Raw genomic sequence first — 291 nt, 5'->3', positions numbered from 1 at the left:
AGACCCGCGACGTGACCTTCACTTACCAGGCGAAGGATAACAACGGCGCGCTGAGCGACCCGCAGACCATCACCATCACCGTCACCGGCACCAACGACGCGGCGGTGATCACCGGCCAGACCAGCGGCAGCGCCGATGAAACCGACGCCCCGCTGACCCTCGGCGGCAAGCTCGATGTCACCGACGTCGACAGCCCGGCCACATTCCAGGCCCAGAACAACGTCGCTGGCCTGCACGGCACCTTCAATCTCGGCACCGACGGCACCTGGACCTACACCGCCAACAGCGCAT

1 protein-coding gene is annotated in these 291 nt (G+C 66.0%); it reads left to right on the top strand.

All coding sequences use genetic code 11. From position 1 onward, the window contains the following. Window positions 1-291 (top strand): VCBS domain-containing protein (locus tag A9513_RS33310; protein WP_141678570.1); only part of this gene is annotated, 291 nt, incomplete at both ends.

It is taken from the genome of Pseudomonas sp. AU12215 (assembly GCF_001675465.2).
Classification (GTDB): Bacteria; Pseudomonadota; Gammaproteobacteria; order Pseudomonadales; family Pseudomonadaceae; genus Pseudomonas; species Pseudomonas nitroreducens.
This window is presented reverse-complemented; position numbering and strand designations above follow the sequence as displayed.